The organism is Curtobacterium sp. NPDC089991 (assembly GCF_044748425.1).
Lineage (GTDB): Bacteria > Actinomycetota > Actinomycetes > Actinomycetales > Microbacteriaceae > Curtobacterium.
In genome coordinates, this window is the sequence record NZ_JBIVGB010000003.1 from 542,658 (window position 1) to 557,063 (window position 14,406).

Consider the following 14,406-nt stretch of genomic DNA (forward strand, 5'->3'; position numbering starts at 1 on the left):
TGTCGGTGGTCCCCGTTTGACTTGTCCCAGTCGATCGAAACAGTATCCGACCGGTCAACCCCGGACAAACACCTGTTCGAGCGTGTCGCAAGAAAACCCCGCAGAAATCCTCTCTCAGGACTTGTGCGTCGTCTGATTCGAAACTATGTTCGGTACACGACTTCGGTTCACCCGAACGGGAAGGCAAGAACGACATGAGCACCATCGCCATCGCTGACATCCAGCGCACCGCGGCCCCCGCCGTGCGCGTCCGCCTGCGCCTGACGCGCCGCGGCCGCATCGTCTTCACGACGCTCGCCGCGCTCCCCCTCCTCATCGTCGTCGCCTTCTTCGTCCTGAACGGCGGCCAGGCGTCCGCCGGTGACGCCGCCGCTGGTGGCACCCGGACGCAGTTCGACACGGTCACGATCCAGCCGGGCGAGACGCTCTGGCAGCTGGCCGAGGACACCGCGCCGAACGCCGACCCGCGCGACTTCGTGCAGGACGTCATCAGCCTCAACGCTCTCGACGGCTCCGGGCTGCAGGCCGGCGAGCAGATCGCCATCCCGACGAAGTACACCTCCGGCCAGTAGCTGCCGCGAGTGGTCGAGGGCAGTCCCGTCCGGACGGCTGGTCGCCCGGTGGCCACAGCGGCCTACGATGGATCGGTGGCATTCACGCTGGAAGACCTCCCGATCCGAGACGACCTCCGCGGTCAGAGCCCCTACGGCGCTCCGCAGAAGCACGTCCGCGTCCAGCTGAACGTCAACGAGAACACGCATCCCGTGCCGGACGACGTGGCTGACGACATCGTCGCCTCGATCCGACAGGCGCTCGCGACGGTGAACCGCTACCCGGACCGCGAGTTCACGGAGCTCCGCGAGTCGCTGGCGGGGTACCTCGGCCACGGCCTGTCGGCAGAACAGCTGTGGGCGGCGAACGGCTCGAACGAGGTGCTCCAGCAGCTGTTGCAGGCCTTCGGTGGCCCGGGGCGTTCCGTCCTCGGGTTCCCGCCCACCTACTCGATGCACTCGATCCTGGCGTCCGGAACCGGCACGACCTGGATCCCGGCGGAGCGCGACGACGAGTTCCGCATCTCACCCGAGACCGTCGTGGCGGCGATCGAGCAGCACCGACCGGACATCGTGTTCCTGTGCGGGCCGAACAACCCCACGGGCACACCGCTGCCGATCGAGACGATCGAGGCCGCGTACGCCGCGACCGACGGCATCGTGATGGTGGACGAGGCCTACGCCGAGTTCATGCCGGCCGACGTGCCGAGCGCCCTGACGCTGCTGCCTGGGCGGGAGCGGCTCGTGGTCTCCCGGACCATGAGCAAGGCGTTCGCGTTCGCCGGTGCGCGGGTCGGCTACATGGCGGCACACCCCGCCGTGATCGACGCTGTTCGCCTCGTCCGACTGCCCTACCACCTGTCCGTCCTGACACAGGCAGCCGCCGTCGCCGCACTGCGCCACGCGCCCGAGATGCTCGCGATGGTCGACGACATCAAGCAGCAGCGCGACCGGATGGTGACCGAGCTGCAGGCCATGGGCTACCGGACGTACGAGACCTGGTCGAACTTCGTCCTGTTCGGTGGGGTCGCCGACCCGCACGCTGCGTTCGAGTCGCTGCTCGAGCGGGACGTCATCGTGCGCGACCTCGGCATCCCGAACCACCTGCGGGTGAGTGCCGGCACCGAAGAGGAGACCACCGCGTTCCTCGACGCCATGCGGCAGGTCGCCGCCGAGCAGCCGCCGGTTAGGGTTGGGGCATGACCGCGCGCACCGCCTCGATCAGCCGCAGCACGAGCGAATCGAGCGTCGAACTCGAGCTCGACCTCGACGGCACCGGCTCGTCCGACATCTCGACGAGCGTGCCGTTCTTCGACCACATGCTGACCGCGTTCAGCAAGCACTCGCTCATCGACCTGCGCGTGCGGTCGACCGGTGACACCGACATCGACGTGCACCACACGGTCGAGGACACCGGCATCGTGCTCGGGCAGGCGCTCAAGCAGGCCCTCGGCGACCGGTCCGGCATCGGCCGCTACGGCGACGCCCTCGTGCCCCTCGACGAAGCGCTGGCCCAGGCGGTCGTCGACGTCTCCGGGCGTCCGTTCCTCGTGCACTCGGGTGAGCCTGAGGGGTTCGAGTTCCACCGCATCGGCGGTCACTTCACCGGGTCGATGATCCGCCACGTGTTCGAGGCGATCACGTTCAACGCGGGCATCACCGTGCACGTCCGTGTGCTCGGTGGCCGAGACCCGCACCACATCGCGGAAGCCGAGTTCAAGGCGTTCGCGCGTGCGATGCGCAAGGCGGTCGAGCTCGACCCGCGCGTCGACGGCATCCCCTCCACCAAGGGCGCACTGTGACCGCGAAGCCGAACGTCGTCGTCCTCGACTACGGGTCGGGCAACGTCCACTCCGCCGCCAAGGCACTCGAGCGGGCAGGGGCCGAGGTCACGCTGACCTCCGACAAGCAGGCGGCGCTCCGTGCCGACGGCCTGCTCGTGCCCGGGGTCGGGGCGTTCGCCGCGGTCATCGACCAGCTCGAGGGCGTCCAGGGCGGCGAGATCGTGGACCACCGTCTGGCCGGTGGCCGTCCGGTGCTGGGCATCTGCGTCGGCATGCAGGTGCTGTTCTCCCGCGGCATCGAACGCGGAGCCGACGTCGAGGGGCTCGGGCAGTGGCCCGGCACCGTCGAGCAGCTCCAGGCCGAGGTCCTGCCGCACATGGGCTGGAACACCGTCCAGGCACCGGAGAACTCCGTGCTGTTCGACGGGCTGCACGACGAGCGGTTCTACTTCGTGCACTCGTACGGCGTGACCGACTTCCCCCTCGACGCCTACGGGCCGTTCCGTGCTCCCGGCCTGACGTGGGCCGAACACGGGCAGCGCTTCATCGCCGCGGTCGAGAACGGGCCGCTCACCGCGACCCAGTTCCACCCCGAGAAGTCCGGCGAGCCGGGCATCCGCCTGCTGACCAACTGGGTGCGCTCGCTCTGAACCCGACCCGCAACGGGCGCGACGGCGCCGCCGGACGCGCCACGGGCCTCCAGGCCGAACAACACCGCACCTTCTCCACCGTGACGAAATCGACAGGACCATGACCGACCTCACCGACACCTCGCCCCTCGTCCTGCTGCCTGCCGTCGACGTGGTCGACGGCCAGGCCGTCCGGTTGACCCAGGGCGAGGCGGGGAGCGAGACCGGCTACGGCGACCCCGTCGCCGCCGCGCGCACCTGGCGTGACCAGGGCGCCGAGTGGATCCACCTGGTGGACCTCGACGCAGCGTTCGGTCGGGGCGACAACCGCAAGGTCATCGCGCACGCGATCCGCGAGGTCGACGGCGTCTCGGTCGAGCTGTCGGGTGGCATCCGCGACGACGCCTCGCTCGAGGCCGCGCTGGCCACCGGCGCTGCCCGGGTCAACCTCGGCACGGCGGCGCTCGAGAACCCGGACTGGGCCGCTCGGGTGATCGGCGAGTACGGCGAGCAGATCGCCGTCGGGCTCGACGTGCGTGGCACGACCCTCGCCAGCCGCGGTTGGACCGAGGACGCCGGCGACCTGTGGGAGGTCCTCGACCGGCTCGAGGCCGCGGGCTGCGCCCGGTACGTCGTCACTGACGTCACGAAGGACGGCACGCTGCAGGGCCCGAACGTCGAGCTGCTGCGCCAGGTGTGCGACCGGACCGACCAGCCCGTCGTGGCCTCTGGTGGGATCTCGACGCTCGACGACCTGCGGGCGCTGCGCGAGCTCGTGCCGTTCGGGCTCGAGGGCGCGATCATCGGTAAGGCGTTGTACTCCGGGGCGTTCACGCTGCCGGCCGCACTCGACATCGCCTCGGAGTAGCGGCGTGGCGGGGATCTCGAACGGGCGCGGAACCGGTCCGGACGCGGCAACCGGTCCCGACGACGCACACACCCCGGGTGGCGCGGCGGACTCGGCCGGTTTCACGTGGGAAGGCCGCACGTTCGACCATCACGACACCGCGTTCGCCGACGACGACGGTCTGGCCGACCCGGCGCTGACCGCGGCGATCGCAGGCGTGGCCGCCGGTGCATCGCAGGCGGCGGTCGTCCATGCACTGCGCACCGCCCGGCTGCTCATCCCGCTCATCGCCGAGGCCGGCGACCTCGGCGAGACCGACGCCGGCAAGCTCGTGGACAAGACCCAGGAGCTCTCGATCGTGACGGTCGCCGGGCCGGACGGGCGGAGCGTGATACCCGCGTTCACCTCGGTCGAAGCAATGCACGTCTGGGACGCCGATGCCCGGCCCGTGCCCGTCGAGTCACGCCGGGTGGCGATGGCCGCGGCGAGCGAGGAGACGCAGCTCGTCGTGCTCGACCCGAAGTCGGCCACCGAGTTCGTGCTGCGCCGTCCCGCGGTGTGGGCGCTCGGCCAGGACCTGCCGTGGACCCCGTGCTTCGAGGACCCCGAGGTCGCCCAGGCGTTCGCCGACTCGGTCGTGGGGGAGCGCAGCGTCGCCCGTGTCGAACTGACCCCCGGTGACCCGGTCGGACGCTTCGCCGGCCCGGAGCTGACCGTCGGACTGGTGTTGCACCCCGGGCTCGACCGCGAGCAGGTCGGCGAGCTCGTCGGACGCCTGCAGCAGCGGTGGTCGACGGACGCCGTCATCGCCGAGCGCGTCGACAGCATGCGCGTGGCCCTGCGGGCAGCCTGAGCGGCGACCGCGTCGGCCACGCACCCGGCCACGAGCAACGCAGACCCGGCCGTGCGCGGCGGTGCGGCCCCGGGCCGGCCGGCGTCGCCGGTACGATGGCCGGGTGAGCACGAACCCGACGACCAACCCCACCGGCGCGACCTCCATCGGTCCGACGGGTCGTCCTGTCCGGGAGTTCCCCGTGCCCGAGGAACTCGACAGCACCGGCCCCGCGCGCATCATCGCTCTCTGCAACCAGAAGGGCGGCGTCGGCAAGACCACCACGGCGATCAACCTCGGTGCAGCCCTGGCGGAGTACGGCCGCAAGGTCCTGGCCGTCGACTTCGACCCGCAGGGTGCGCTCTCTGCGGGCCTCGGTGTCCGCACGCACGACATCCACACCGTCTACGACCTGCTGATGGGCGCCGTGAAGGACCCGATCCAGGTCATCCAGCCGACGAACACTCCGGGGCTCGACGTGATCCCGGCGAACATCGACCTGTCCGCGGCCGAGGTGCACCTGGTCAACGAGGTCGCCCGCGAGCAGATCCTGGCGAGCGTGCTGCGCAAGGTCGCGAACGACTACGACGTGATCCTGGTCGACTGCCAGCCGTCGCTCGGCCTGCTCACCGTCAACGCCCTGACCGCGGCGCACGGGGTGCTCATTCCGCTCGAGTGCGAGTTCTTCGCCCTGCGCGGTGTCGCCCTGCTCATCGAGACGATCGACAAGGTGCGCGACCGCCTCAACCCGGCGCTGACGCTCGACGGCATCCTGCCCACCATGTACGACTCGCGCACCCTGCACTCGCGCGAGGTCATGGAGCGCGTCGTCGACACCTTCGACGACCGGGTCCTCGACACCGTCATCGGGCGGACCGTGAAGTTCCCGGACGCCACGGTCTCCGCTCGACCGATCACCCAGACGGCGCCGGACCACGCCGCCGCCCACGCCTACCGGCAGCTCGCACGAGAGCTCGTCCAGCGTGGCGCCGTCGCCTGAGTCGGGGTTCCGGGTCCGACTCACCAACTTCGACGGCCCGTTCGACCTCCTGCTGTCGCTCATCACGAAGCATGAGCTCGACATCACCGAGGTCTCGCTCGGCGCGGTCACTGGCGAGTTCATCCAGTACGTGCGTCAGGCCGAGTCGGCGGACGAACTCGACGAGGCGAGCGAGTTCCTCGTCGTCGCCGCCACCTTGCTCGACCTGAAGATCGTCGGGCTGCTGCCGCAGGGTGAGCTCGTCGATGCCGAGGACGTCGCCCTGCTCGAAGCCCGAGACCTGCTGTTCGCGCGGCTGCTGCAGTACCGGGCGTTCAAGCAGGCCGCCGACTGGTTCGGCGAACGCTGGGGTGTGGAGTCGCGTCGGCACGTCCGGAGCGTCCGGCTCGAGGAGCGGTTCCGCGCCCGCACGCCCGAGCTCGTGTGGACGCTCTCGGTGCAGGACTTCGCCGCACTGGCAGCGCTGGCGTTCGCCCCGCGGGAGATCCCGACGGTCGGACTCGACCACCTGCACGCGCCGCTCATCAGCATCCGCGAACAGGCCGCGATCGTCGTCTCGATCCTGCGGACACGCGACGGCGAGGGGGTCTCGTTCCGCGAACTGGTCGCGGGTGTCGACCAGACGGGTATCGTGGTGGCTCGCTTCCTCGCGATCCTGGAGCTGTACCGGAACGCATCGATCTCGTTCGAACAACTCGAGCCGCTCGGGGAACTCACGCTCCGATGGACCGCCGAGGACTGGTCCGACGAGAGCCTCGCCAACCTGGGAGCCGACTATGACGGATGACGTGCACGACACGTCCAGCGCCGAACCCGGCGGCGCCGACGAGATGGCCGACGCCCGCGCGATCGAGCACGAGATCCACGCGCGCGCCGAGCACGACCACGAGCACGAGCACGACCGCGCCCCGCAGGCGCACCCGGCGATCCCGATCGACCGCCAGCTCGAGGCGATCCTGATGATCGCGGACGAGCCCCAGTCGCTCGTCGCGCTCGGCGCCGCCGTGAACGCCCCCGTCCCCGCCGTCCGCCAGGCCGTCGAACGCCTCGTCGCGGACTTCGACGGCGTCGACGGCACCACCCGCCGCGGGTTCGAACTCCGCGAGGTCGGCGGCGGCTGGCGCTTCTACGTCCGCCAGGACCTGGACGCCGTCGTCGAGCAGTTCGTCGAGGCCGAGCGTCCCTCGCGCCTGTCGCAGGCCGCACTCGAGACCCTCGCGGTCGTCGCCTACAAGCAACCGATCACGCGATCCCAGATCGCGTCGATCCGCGCCGTCAACGTCGACGGCGTCGTCCGAACGCTGGTCGCGCGCGGTCTCATCGAGGAGTCGTTCACCGACTCCGAGACCGGCGCCATCAACTACGTCACGTCCGATCTGCTCCTGCAGCAGCTCGGCATCAACTCGCTCGACGAGCTGCCGCTCATCTCGCCCCTCCTGGACGACGGTGCGGACGGCTTCGGGCAGAACGAAGGGATCCCCGATGGCCGGGTTTGACGACCGGGGGCGCGGCGCGCCCCGAGACCGAGACGACCGCAACGGACGCTCAGGAGGCCCGGATCGCCCCGGGCGTTCGGCTCCCGGCCGCGGCGGGGCCGGCTCCAGTGCCGGTGGCCGCTCCGGCGGGTACGGTCGCGACGACCGCGGGGGCGCACGTCCGCCGCGTGACGACGACCGTCGTGGCGGCTACCAGTCGCGCGACGACCGCGGTGGCGACCGTGGTGGGTACCGGGGTCGCGATGACCGTAGTTCCGCGCCGCGTGATGACCGTGGTGGGTACCGCGGCCGTGACGACCGCAGCTCGGCTCCGCGCGACGACCGTGGCGGGTACCGGGGCAACTCGGCTCCGCGTGACGACCGCGGTGGGTACCGAGGCCGTGACGACCGTGCCGGCGGCGGCGACCGTGGCGGCTACCGCGGGAACTCCGCGCCGCGCGATGACCGTGGTGGCTACCGGGGTCGCGATGACCGCAGCTCGGCTCCGCGCGATGACCGCGGTGGCTACCGCGGGAACTCCGCGCCGCGTGACGATCGTGGTGGCTACCGGGGTCGCGATGACCGCAGCTCGGCCCCGCGCGACGACCGTGGTGGCTACCGGGGCAACTCGGCTCCGCGTGATGACCGTGGTGGGTACCGGGGTCGCGACGACCGCAGCCCCGCGCCGCGCGACGACCGTGGTGGGTACCGGGGTCGCGATGACCGCAGCTCGGCCCCGCGTGACGACCGTGGTGGCTACCGCGGGCGCGATGACCGCAGCTCGGCCCCGCGTGACGACCGTGGTGGGTACCGCGGGAACTCGGCTCCGCGTGACGACCGTGGTGGGTACCGCGGCCGCGACGACCGCACCTCGGCACCCCGCGACAACCGTGACGACCGTGGTGGCTACCGCGGCCGCGATGACCGCAGCGCAGCTCCCCGTGACGACCGTGGTGGCTACCGCGGCCGTGACGACCGCAGCTCGGCACCTCGCGACAACCGCGACAGCCGCGAGGACCGCCGCGGTCCCGACGGCCAGCAGAGCCGCGTCTGGCACAACGGCCGCCGCTACGTCGGCGGAACCACGAGCGTCCGCAACAGCGACCGCCCCGGCAAGGGCGGCAACAGCGCGGGCAACCGCACCACGCCGAAGCCGAGCGGTGAGCGCGACAGCCACGGTGCTCCGGTGGAGGGCACGCCCGAACGCCCGATCATCGAGGACTGGGACGCGGCGGACGGGACGACGTCTGCCGGGGCCGAGCCGGGCCTCCAGGCAGAGGGGGAGCGCCTGCAGAAGGTGATCGCCGCTGCGGGCGTGGCATCTCGTCGCGTCGCGGAGAACCTGATCGTCGAGGGCCGCGTGACGGTCAACGGGCAGGTGGTGGACGCCCTCGGGCGTCGTGTCGACCCCGCGACGGACGCGATCTCGGTCGACGGCGTGCCGGTGCAGATCGACTCCTCGCGGCGGTACATCGTGCTGAACAAGCCGACCGGTGTCGTCTCGAGCCTGCAGGACGAGCGCGGTCGCCGCGACCTGACCGAGTTCGTGGACCGCTACGAGGAGCGGCTGTTCAACGTCGGTCGCCTGGACACCGAGACCTCCGGGCTGCTCGTCCTGACGAACGACGGCGACCTGGCGCACGTGCTCGCGCACCCGTCGTTCGGCGTGCAGAAGACCTACATCGCGAAGGTGCACGGCAACGTGAACCCCGCCGTGGTCCAGCGTCTGACCGAGGGCGTCGAGCTCGAGGACGGTCCGATCAAGGCCGACAAGGTGCGGTTGCTCGAGTCCTCGCGGGGTGAGTCGCTCGTCGAGATCACGCTGCACTCCGGCCGCAACCGGATCGTCCGTCGCATGCTCGAGGCCGTCGACCACCCGGTCCTCGAACTCGTCCGCCGCTCGTTCGGGCCGCTGCACCTCGGCAGCCTGCCGCCGGGCAAGATGCGCGAGCTGGGCACGGTCGAGGTCGGGAAGCTGCTCGGCACCGTCCGCGACGCGAAGCCCTCCGCTCGTGACGACCGCGACGTCGCCCTCGACCAGGGCGACGACGACGAGTGGGACGACGAGACCGCGGACTGACCGCGACCGGCCTGCGACCGGCCCTCGGGCCGTGACCGCCACCCGGGCCGTGACCGCCACCCGGGCGTCGACCGATGCCCGGGTGTCGGTCGGTAGGCTTGCCCGGTGACCGACCTGAGCCCACCCGACATCGACCGCCGCGTGCGCGGCCCGGTGCGGGTCGTCGGCACCGGGCTCCTCGGCACCTCGATCGGTCTCGCGCTGCGCGAGAAGGGGGTCGACGTCGTCCTCGACGACGTCTCACCCGGCGCGTTGGCGCTCGCCGTCGACTACGGGGCCGGCCGGCGGCCCGAACCCGGTGACCAGCCGGAACTCGTGGTGGTCGCGGTCCCGCCGGACGTCGTGGCGACCGTCGTCGCCCGCGAACTGTCCGCGTACCCGGACGCCATCGTGACCGACGTCGCGAGCGTCAAGGCCGGACCGTTGACCGAGCTCGTGGCAGCCGGCGCGGACGTCACCCGCTACATCGGGTCGCACCCGATGGCCGGACGTGAACGCAGCGGACCGAGCGCCGCCCGCGCCGACCTGTTCGTCGGCAGCCCGTGGGTGATCGCCGGGCACGACGCCATCAGCTACCAGCGCGCCGCCGTGGTCGAAGACCTCGCGCTCGACGTCGGTGCGACCGTCGTGCCGATGGACCCGGCGTCGCACGACCTGGCCGTGGCCTACGTCTCGCACGTGCCGCAGCTCGTTTCGACGTTGATGGCCTCACGGCTGCGTGACGCCCCGGACGGCTCCCTCGGCCTGGCGGGCGGTGGCGTCCGCGACGTCACCCGTGTCGCCGCGAGCGACCCCGGCCTGTGGGTGCAGATCATCGGCGCGAACGCGGCCAACGTGCGGCGGGTGCTGTCCGACCTGCGCGACGAGCTGAGCGGCGTGATCGGGGCGCTCGACGACCCCGCCGCTGCCGGGTCACCGCGGACCCTGGCCGAGACGATCGCCGCCGGCAACCGTGGGGTCGAACGGCTGCCCGGCAAGCACGGCACCACCAAGCGCTTCGCCCAGGTGGTCGTCCTCGTCGACGACACCCCCGGGCAGATCGCCGCCCTCCTGACGTTCATCGGGGAGATCGGCATCAACCTCGAGGACATGCGCCTCGAGCACTCACCGGGCGCGCAGATCGGCATCGTCGAGGTGTCGGTCCTGCCCGAGCAGGAACAGCGACTCGTCGAGGAACTCGAGGGTCGCGGATGGAGGATCGCAGCAGCATGGGCCTGAACGACACGAACGCAGCGACGAACGACTCCGGTGTGACCGCCGACTCCGGCGTGACCGGCGGGCCGGACGGTCCGGACTCCGGTCTGCCGACCCCGACCCCCGGTGACGGCGCCCGCGGTGGCGCGGACGGCGGCCCGCTCGGCGGTCCGGCCGGCGGCCTCGGCGAGCCCGGCGGCGAGCCCGGTTCGACCAGCGCCCCGGTACCGGCCGGTCTGACCGACGGCGCCTACGTCGCGAAGATCGTCATCGCCGTCGACGGCCCAGCGGGCAGTGGCAAGTCGAGCGTCTCCCGCGCGGCCGCCCGGGCCCTCGGCTACGGCTACCAGGACACCGGCGCCGCCTACCGCGCCCTCGCCTGGCACGCCCTGCAGCAGCGGGTCGACCTCGACGACGCGGCGGCGATCCTGGCGAGCTGGGACACCTTCGACTACGCCATCGGCACCGACCCCGACGACTACTACGTGCGCGTGGGGGAGACCGACGTCACCGACGCGATCCGCACCCCGGACGTGACGGGCGCGGTGGCCCACATCGCGAAGCTCCCCGACGTCCGAAACCGGCTCGTGCAGCTGTTCCGGAACGTCATGCGGAAGACCGACGCACCGGGCATCATCACCGAGGGTCGGGACATCACCACGGTGGTCGCACCCGACGCCGAGGTCCGGATCCTGCTGACGGCCGACGAGTCCGTTAGAATGGCCCGGCGCTCGGCGGAGGTCACGACCCAGTCGGCCGCAGAGACCTCCGCCGCACTCGCTCGTCGAGACGCGGCGGACGCGAAGGTCGTCGACTTCATGAACGCCGCAGACGGCGTCACGACGCTCGACTCCACCGACCTCGACTTCGACCAGACCGTGCAGGCGGTCGTCGACCTGGCCCGCGCGGCCACGCACTGACGCACGACCGGACGGCTTCGGCCGCCTGGTCACACCACGGCCGGATCTCCGGCCCGGCCGGGAACGGCCACCGACACCGCGGCTCCGGCCGCTCGCGAGGAACCCACCATGGCTCAGTTGGACAACCCGGACAACGACGACTTCCCCCAGTACGACGACGCCCTCGGCGAGCGGCTCGCCGGACTCGACGAGGCCGAGGCCGAGCAGCGCGCGACCGCGCTCCGCGCCGGACTCGAGGAGTACGACCTCGAGGACGACGACCTCGCCCTGCTCGAGGCCGGTCAGGTCGGCGAGGACGGCGTCCACTACCTGCCCGCCTACCCGGTGCTCGCGATCGTCGGCCGCCCGAACGTCGGCAAGTCCGCGCTCGTCAACCGCATCCTCGGTCGTCGTGAGGCCGTCGTGCAGGACGTCCCCGGCGTCACGCGTGACCGCGTCAGCTACAAGGCCGACTGGAACGACAAGCGCTTCACGCTCGTCGACACCGGCGGCTGGGAGCCCGGCGCCGAGGGCATCAACGCCTCGGTCGCCGCGCAGGCCGAGGTCGCGATCGACCTCGCCGACGCCGTGCTGTTCGTCGTCGACGTCACGGTCGGGATCACCGCCACCGACGAGCACGTCGTCAAGATGCTCCGCGGCACCGACCGCCCCGTCATCGTCGTCGCGAACAAGGCCGACGACGAGCGCCGCGAACTCGACGCCTACGAGCTCTGGAACCTGGGGCTCGGCGAGCCGCACCCCGTGTCGGCCCTGCACGGCCGTGGCGTCGCGGACCTGCTCGACCTGATCGTCAAGACGCTGCCCGACACCTCGGCCGTCGCCAAGCAGGAGGTCGGTGGCCCCCGTCGCGTGGCCATCCTCGGCCGCCCGAACGTCGGCAAGAGCTCGCTGCTCAACAAGGCCGCCGGTGAAGAGCGCGTCGTCGTGAACGACATCGCCGGCACCACCCGCGACCCGGTGGACGAGCAGATCGAGCTCGGCGGCAAGGTGTGGCGCTTCGTCGACACCGCCGGCATCCGGAAGCGCGTCCACATGCAGCAGGGCGCCGACTTCTACGCCTCGCTCCGCACCACCGCCGCGCTCGAGAAGGCAGAGGTCGCCGTCGTCGTCCTCGACGTCACCGAGCCCGTCTCCGTGCAGGACCTGCGCATCATCGACCTGGTGCTCGAGTCGGGCCGTGCGCTCGTCCTGGCCTACAACAAGTGGGACCTGCTCGACGACGAACGCCGCCGCTACCTCGAGCGCGAGATCGAGCAGGACCTGGCGCACGTCGCCTGGGCCCCGCGCGTGAACATCTCCGCCCGCACCGGCCGTCACCTCGAGAAGCTCGTGCCGGCGCTCGAGACGGCCCTCGCGTCGTGGGACACCCGCATCCCGACGGGCAAGGTCAACGCCTTCATCGCCGAGCTCGTCCAGGAGCACCCCCACCCCGTGCGCGGCGGCAAGCAGCCCCGCATCCTGTTCGGGACCCAGGCGTCGAGCCAGCCGCCGACGTTCGTGCTCTTCACGTCGGCGTTCCTCGACCCGCAGTACCGACGGTTCATCACCCGTCGACTCCGCGAGGTCTGGGGCTTCTCCGGCACCCCGATCAACGTCAACATGCGCGTGCGCGAGCGCCGGAAGCGCTGAGTCGCAGCTCCGTCACACACAACGCGTCCCGTCTGCACGGGGCGCGTTGTGCGTTCGCGTTCGCGTTCGGCCAGGAGGCCCGGAGCACGTCCGCAGCGTCGGCGCGGCATCATGGGACCGTGCGCATCGGGCGGTGGGGAACGGATCGACGTCGGCTCGCCCTGGTGGGTGCCCTCGTCGCCGTGGTCGTCGTCGGCTCGGTGTCGCTCTGGACGGTCTCGCACGCACCCTCCGAGGACGACGCAGTCACCCGCTCCGAACGCGCTGCCCCCGTGCCCGAGCCCGCGCAGTCGCCCGCGGAGGTCCTGCGACCCTCGAACGGCCTCGGCGTGCCCCTGCCCGAGGCGTCCCCGGCCGTGCAACCCGTCGATTCGTCGCCGATCGAGCCGTGGTGGCGCCGTGTCCCGCCGGTCTCCGGGGACATCGTCGGCATCGACGGCGCCGCTGCCTCTGGCCACGTCCACATCGCGGGGAACACGGGTGACGCCACCCTCGCGGTGGACATCTCGCACCTGAAGACGGGCACGAGCGGCCCAGTCGACGTCGTGTTGTCCGGTGGGACCGTCACCGGAGGCAAGGAACCGGAGTGGACGCCGGCGGGGGAGTCCTTCGACGTCTTCCAGGCCGCCGGCGTCGAGCAGGGGCTGACCGTCGTGCTGAGCGACCCGTGGACCCTGCCCGACGAGGTCCGCTCCCTCGTCCTGCTCAACGCGGCGACCGGCACCGTGCTCGGTGGCGCGGCGCTCGTTCCGAGCGACTGAGCCGGCTGGGGAGCCCTGCGCCGACCCGGAACGACCTCGTCGACGTCGTGCGACCTCGAGGACGTCGTTCGGGGTCGGGGTCGGGGTTGGGGTCGGCGACAGCGCGGTACGCCGGCGGTCGCTCGATGCGGCACGATGTACTGGTGACGCAGCGCAACGACGGACTCGGTGGCCTCGCCGACCGTCTGTGGTGCCGGCTGCGGCTCGACCGGCTGGCCGGAGGTCGCCAGGGCGGGTACGTCATCCGTCAGGACATGCTCGAGCACCCCGACACCGTGCGCTCGTTCCGGTGGATCCGGTGGCTGCTCGTCGCGGAGACGATCGTCGGACTCGCGGCCATCGTCGTGGCCGTGCTGCTGACGCGCGCGGGGGAGACCGTGCCGTGGGCGGTGTGGTTCCGGGCGACGGTCGTGCTGCTCATCACCCTGACGCTCTACGTGTTCGCGTGGCGGGCACAGCTCGGGTACTACTGGGCGTACCAGCGGGTGCGGTTGTTCAGCCGGATCTTCCCGATCGTGACGCTCATCGTGGCGGCGATCCCCGGGCTGTACCCGTTCTGGATGGTGATCGAGCAGATCGTGTTCTCACTGCTCATGATCGGCATCGGCGACGTGCTCACCACCGACCACATGCGCGCCACGTTCCCCAAGCCCGCCCGCCGCTAGCCCCGTCGACCGCCGGCTCCGGCGCCCGCACCACCCTTG

15 protein-coding genes are annotated in these 14,406 nt (G+C 71.5%); all 15 read left to right on the forward strand.

The annotated features are described in order from the left end of the window. Positions 1-194: 194 nt before the first annotated feature. Positions 195-572, forward strand: a complete 378-nt coding sequence (locus ACIPV1_RS11865) for a LysM peptidoglycan-binding domain-containing protein (protein WP_173169614.1) — start codon at positions 195-197, stop codon at positions 570-572. Between the two features lie 75 nt (positions 573-647). Continuing rightward, positions 648-1,754 (forward strand): histidinol-phosphate transaminase, encoded by a 1,107-nt coding sequence (locus ACIPV1_RS11870; protein WP_131878645.1) that lies wholly within the window; start codon positions 648-650, stop codon positions 1,752-1,754. Beyond that, entirely contained in the window at positions 1,751-2,353 is a 603-nt protein-coding gene (hisB, locus tag ACIPV1_RS11875; RefSeq protein ID WP_111084605.1) for an imidazoleglycerol-phosphate dehydratase HisB, read from the forward strand. Before ACIPV1_RS11870 ends, hisB begins: the two co-directional genes overlap by 4 nt. Then, positions 2,350-2,985, forward strand: a complete 636-nt coding sequence (gene hisH, locus ACIPV1_RS11880; RefSeq protein ID WP_123341022.1) for an imidazole glycerol phosphate synthase subunit HisH — start codon at positions 2,350-2,352, stop codon at positions 2,983-2,985. The genes hisB and hisH overlap by 4 nt, the downstream gene beginning before the upstream one ends. Before the next feature lie 100 nt (positions 2,986-3,085). Further along, a complete protein-coding gene (gene priA, locus ACIPV1_RS11885) occupies positions 3,086-3,832 on the forward strand; it encodes a bifunctional 1-(5-phosphoribosyl)-5-((5-phosphoribosylamino)methylideneamino)imidazole-4-carboxamide isomerase/phosphoribosylanthranilate isomerase PriA (RefSeq protein ID WP_111084607.1) in 747 nt (248 codons plus the stop codon). A gap of 4 nt (positions 3,833-3,836) precedes the next feature. Next, positions 3,837-4,664 carry an SseB family protein gene (locus tag ACIPV1_RS11890; RefSeq protein ID WP_123938798.1) on the forward strand — a complete coding sequence of 276 codons (828 nt, stop codon included), beginning with the start codon at positions 3,837-3,839 and terminating at the stop codon, positions 4,662-4,664. A gap of 103 nt (positions 4,665-4,767) precedes the next feature. Beyond that, positions 4,768-5,643, forward strand: coding sequence for a ParA family protein (locus ACIPV1_RS11895; RefSeq protein ID WP_111084609.1), 876 nt, complete (start codon positions 4,768-4,770; stop codon positions 5,641-5,643). Next, complete coding sequence (locus ACIPV1_RS11900; protein ID WP_111084610.1) at positions 5,627-6,430, forward strand: ScpA family protein; 804 nt, start codon at positions 5,627-5,629, stop codon at positions 6,428-6,430. Before ACIPV1_RS11895 ends, ACIPV1_RS11900 begins: the two co-directional genes overlap by 17 nt. Next, positions 6,420-7,139, forward strand: coding sequence for an SMC-Scp complex subunit ScpB (gene scpB / locus ACIPV1_RS11905; protein ID WP_243692392.1), 720 nt, complete (start codon positions 6,420-6,422; stop codon positions 7,137-7,139). Before ACIPV1_RS11900 ends, scpB begins: the two co-directional genes overlap by 11 nt. A gap of 1,267 nt (positions 7,140-8,406) precedes the next feature. Next, positions 8,407-9,198 (forward strand): pseudouridine synthase, encoded by a 792-nt coding sequence (locus ACIPV1_RS11910; RefSeq protein WP_240347709.1) that lies wholly within the window; start codon positions 8,407-8,409, stop codon positions 9,196-9,198. Between the two features lie 105 nt (positions 9,199-9,303). Then, the gene (locus ACIPV1_RS11915) at positions 9,304-10,416 is read left to right on the forward strand and encodes a prephenate dehydrogenase (protein WP_123938796.1); all 1,113 of its coding nucleotides are present in this window, start codon (positions 9,304-9,306) and stop codon (positions 10,414-10,416) included. 212 nt (positions 10,417-10,628) lie between these two features. After that, positions 10,629-11,312, forward strand: coding sequence for a (d)CMP kinase (gene cmk / locus ACIPV1_RS11920; protein WP_260155057.1), 684 nt, complete (start codon positions 10,629-10,631; stop codon positions 11,310-11,312). Positions 11,313-11,420: 108 nt separating this feature from the next. Further along, on the forward strand, positions 11,421-12,941 hold the full coding sequence (der, locus tag ACIPV1_RS11925; protein ID WP_123938795.1) for a ribosome biogenesis GTPase Der: 1,521 nt from the start codon (positions 11,421-11,423) through the stop codon (positions 12,939-12,941). 119 nt (positions 12,942-13,060) lie between these two features. Continuing rightward, complete coding sequence (locus tag ACIPV1_RS11930) at positions 13,061-13,702, forward strand: hypothetical protein (RefSeq protein WP_402726429.1); 642 nt, start codon at positions 13,061-13,063, stop codon at positions 13,700-13,702. Between the two features lie 143 nt (positions 13,703-13,845). Continuing rightward, complete coding sequence (locus tag ACIPV1_RS11935; RefSeq protein ID WP_123293894.1) at positions 13,846-14,367, forward strand: hypothetical protein; 522 nt, start codon at positions 13,846-13,848, stop codon at positions 14,365-14,367. Positions 14,368-14,406: the final 39 nt, after the last annotated feature.